Origin of the sequence: Streptomyces sp. W16 (genome assembly GCF_033194735.1) — a bacterium.
GTDB lineage: Bacteria > Actinomycetota > Actinomycetes > Streptomycetales > Streptomycetaceae > Streptomyces.
Map to the genome: position 1 here is coordinate 1 of NZ_JAWOAI010000744.1, position 3,728 is coordinate 3,728.

The 3,728-nt window shown below is 71.7% G+C and carries 4 protein-coding genes; 2 read left to right on the forward strand and 2 right to left on the reverse strand.

The annotated features are described in order from the left end of the window. A partial coding sequence (locus tag R6V09_RS48410) for a DUF6643 family protein (protein WP_317887816.1) occupies positions 1 to 240 on the reverse strand: 240 nt, incomplete at its 3' end. Positions 241 to 549: 309 nt separating this feature from the next. Here R6V09_RS48410 and R6V09_RS48415 point away from each other — a divergent pair. After that, entirely contained in the window at positions 550 to 1,827 is a 1,278-nt protein-coding gene (locus R6V09_RS48415) for a TerD family protein (RefSeq protein ID WP_317887819.1), read from the forward strand. A gap of 4 nt (positions 1,828 to 1,831) precedes the next feature. Here R6V09_RS48415 and R6V09_RS48420 read toward each other — a convergent pair whose 3' ends face one another. Next, positions 1,832 to 3,010, reverse strand: coding sequence for a glycosyltransferase (locus R6V09_RS48420; protein WP_317887817.1), 1,179 nt, complete (start codon positions 3,008 to 3,010; stop codon positions 1,832 to 1,834). A 57-nt stretch (positions 3,011 to 3,067) separates the two neighbouring features. Between R6V09_RS48420 and R6V09_RS48425 the strand changes: the two genes are divergently transcribed. Beyond that, positions 3,068 to 3,728 (forward strand): glutamate racemase (locus R6V09_RS48425; RefSeq protein WP_317887818.1); only part of this gene is annotated, 661 nt, incomplete at its 3' end.

Genomic DNA, 3,728 nt, shown 5'->3' on the forward strand with positions numbered 1-3,728 from the left:
CGGGGAGGGCTGCTGCGCCTGCGGGTAGCCGTACGGCGTCTGCGACGGACCGGCCGGGAGGGCGGGCAGCGCCGACGGCAGCGCGGGCAGGTTGCTCCCCGGCATGTCGTACGCGGCGGGAACCCGGATCGGAGCGATCTGCGGGGTCCCCCGCTCGGCCACGAGAGAGTCGTAGATCGGAGTGTCCGGGAAGGAGGCGGAGTAGTAGCCGCCGCCATAAGTGGAGCGGGGGGAGGTCATGGCACATAAGTTAAGCCCACGATGTGCTGGTTGGGGAGACCGATAAGAGGGTTGTTTTCCGTGTCGGCAGTGGCACGGGATCCCCAATGCGAGCGAACTTGTCAAAAAAGGGCATCAATCGGCGTTCGGATCGTGTAAAGCCCGAGTTCCGGGCGGGTTACCAGGGGTTGGCCACCGGTGTCGGCGCGTTCCCCGGCGCGCTCCGCATGGGCGTTCGGGGCCCCGGGGAATAGGTTGTGCGAGTAGACACCCAATGGGCTGCCGGGGCGTGTCCTGGCACGGTGACACGCGATGGGGGCAGACATGTCAATGCCGAAAGGATCGAATGTTGCGGTGCCGACGACGGCACTGCGCGTCGAATTGGGGTGGCGGCCCGGCCCCGGAGTCCCCGACGCGGACGCCTCGGCCCTGCTCCTGGTCGACGGGAAGGTCCGCACCGACGGCGACTTCGTCTTCTACAACCAGCCGACGCACTCCTCCGGCGCGGTCCGCCACGAGGGCAAGGGCAACGCCGACGGGCGGATGACCGACACCCTGCTCGTCGACCTCGCGCGCGTGGAGCCCGCCATCGACCGCGTCGTCCTCGCCGCCTCCGCCGAAGGCGGAACGTTCGGTCAGGTCCCCGATCTGTACATCGAGGTCCGGGACGCCGCACAGAACGCCACGGTCGCCCGCTTCGACAGCGCGGGCGCGACGGTCGAGACCGCCTTCGTGCTCGGCGAGTTCTACCGCCGCCAGGGCGCCTGGAAGTTCCGGGCCGTCGGCCAGGGCTACGGCAGCGGGCTCGAAGGCCTGGCGACCGACTTCGGCATCACCGTGGACGAACCACAGCAGGCGGCACCACCCGTCACCATGCCGCCGCCCGCCGGGCCCCCGGTGCACCTGCCCCCGCCGCCCGTGACCGTGGCTGCGCCGCCCCCTCCGCCCCCGATGCCGCCCACCGCCCCCGTCCGGCTGTCCAAGGTGACCCTCACCAAGGCGGCCCCCTCGGTCTCCCTGACCAAGCAGGGCGGCACCTCGGGCGCCATGCGCGTGAACCTCAACTGGGAGGTGCGCAAGCAGTTCTCGGGCTGGGGCAGCAAACGCGGCCGGGCGGTCGCGATGCACGCGGACCTCGACCTCGACCTGTGCGCCCTGTTCGAACTCGCCGACGGCCGCAAGGGCGTCGTCCAGGCCCTCGGCAACGCCTACGGCTCCCTGCAGCAACCCCCGTACATCCACCTCGACGGCGACGACCGCACCGGCGCGTCGGCGAGCGGCGAGAACCTCACCGTCAACCTCGACCACATCAAGGACTTCCGGCGCATCCTCGTCTTCGTGACCATCTACGAAGGCGCCCGTTCCTTCGCCGACCTGCACGCCACCGTCACCCTCCAGCCCCAGCACGGCGCCGCGATCGACTTCTCGCTCGACGAGTGCACGGTCCCCTCCACGGTGTGCGCGCTCGCCCTGATCACCAACACCGGGGCCGACCTCGTCGTCCAGCGCGAGGCCCGCTACCTCGTCCCGGACCGCGGGGTGAGCCCGCAGCGGACCGTCGACCGCATCTACGGGTGGGGCATGAACTGGACCCCGGGCCGCAAGTGAACCCTCAGCTCTCCTCGCCGACGACGGCCTCCGGACGCGCGTAGGTGCGGCCCTTCCAGGCCGCACCGCGTCCCCTGTAGTGCTGCACCGCGGAATCGACCGTCATCAAGAGGTACAGAAACGCGGTGAACGGCAACAGGGGAGCGAGCCACAACGGCTGCCCGTAGTAGCGGAGCATCGGGACGTACGTCCCCGTCATCACCAGCCACGCGAGCCCGCCGAGAACCGCGGCACCCGCACTTCCCGCGCCCAGCCCCACGAACAGGGCCACCGGGGGCACGAGATACACCAGCGCCAGCCCCACGACGGTGCCCAGGAGGAGCAGCGGGTTGTGCCGCAGTTGCGCGTACGCGCTGCGCGAGACCATCCGCCACAGGTCGCCCAGCCGCGGATAGGGGCGCACACTGTCCACCCGCTCGGCGAGCCCCAGCCAGATGTGGCCCCCACTGCCCTTGATGGCACGCGCGAGCGCCACGTCGTCGATCACCGCGTGCCGGATGGCGTCTGGGATCCGCGCCCGCCCGGCCGTGTCGGCACGCAACAGGACGCAGCCGCCCGCCGCCGCCGCGGTGCGGGCCCCCTTCCGGCCGATCCGGCGGAACGGATACAGCTGCGCGAAGAAGTAGACGAACGCCGGCACCACCAGCCGCTCCCACAGACTCTCCACGCGCAGCCGGGCCATCAGCGAGACGACGTCGAAGCCACCGGTGCGCGCCGCCGCCACCAACTCCCGCAGACTGTCCGGGGCGTGCGCGATGTCCGCGTCCGTCAGCAGCAGATACTCGGGGCCACGCGCGCGTGCCAGCCCGATACCGTGCCGTACGGCCCACAGCTTGCCCGTCCAGCCCGCCGGCGGTTCACCGGGGGAGTCCACCGTCAGCGGCAACCCCCCGTGCGCCCGCGCCAGTTCACGGGCCAGCTCCCCGGTGCCGTCCGAACTCCCGTCGTCGACAAGGAAGATCTCCGCCCGCCCGGGATAGTCCTGGGCGAGCAGCGACGGCAGACTCTCCGGCAGTACGGCGGCCTCGTCACGGGCCGGCACGACCACGCAGACCGAGGGCCAGTCGTCCGGGTCGGTACGGGCCGGCAGTCTGACGTCCGTGCGCCAGAAGAAGCCCTGACAGAGCAGCAGCCACAGCCAAGCGGCGAGAGATACGGCGGCGGTCCACGCGAGGATGCTCACGGGCGCAGTTTGCCCCAGGGGAGCGGCTGCACAGAGGCCATCGTCTATCGTGGCCGGGTGAAGATCGCGCTCATGGACTCCGGAATCGGCCTTCTGGCGGCCACCGCGGCGGTACGACGCGTACGCCCCGACGCGGATCTCGTGCTCTCCCTGGACCCCGACGGCATGCCCTGGGGACCGAGGACTCCGGAAGACCTCACGCGGCGCGCGCTGGCCGTCGCCGAGGCCGCCGCCGCGCACCGGCCCGACGCCCTGATCGTCGGGTGCAACACGGCGACGGTCCACGCCCTGACCGCACTGAGGGACCTCCTGGAGCCGGGTATCCCGGTCATCGGCACGGTCCCGGCGATCAAGCCGGCCGCCGCCGGCGGCACGCCCTTCGCGATCTGGGCCACTCCCGCCACCACCGGCAGCCCCTACCAGCGCGGCCTCATCGAGGACTTCGCGGAAGGTGTGCCGGTGACCGAGGTCCCCTGCTGGGGACTGGCCGAGGCGGTGGAGCACGCGGACGAGACGGCCATCGACGCCGCCCTCGCTGCAGCCGCCGCGCTCACCCCCGACGATGTAACGACCGTCGTCCTGGGCTGCACCCATTACGAGATCGTCGCCGAACGCATCCGCGCCGCCGTCCAGCGCCCCGACCGCCCGCCGCTCGTCCTGCACGGCTCCGCCGACGCGGTCGCCGCCCAGGCGCTGCGCCGGATCGGTGCGCGGCCCG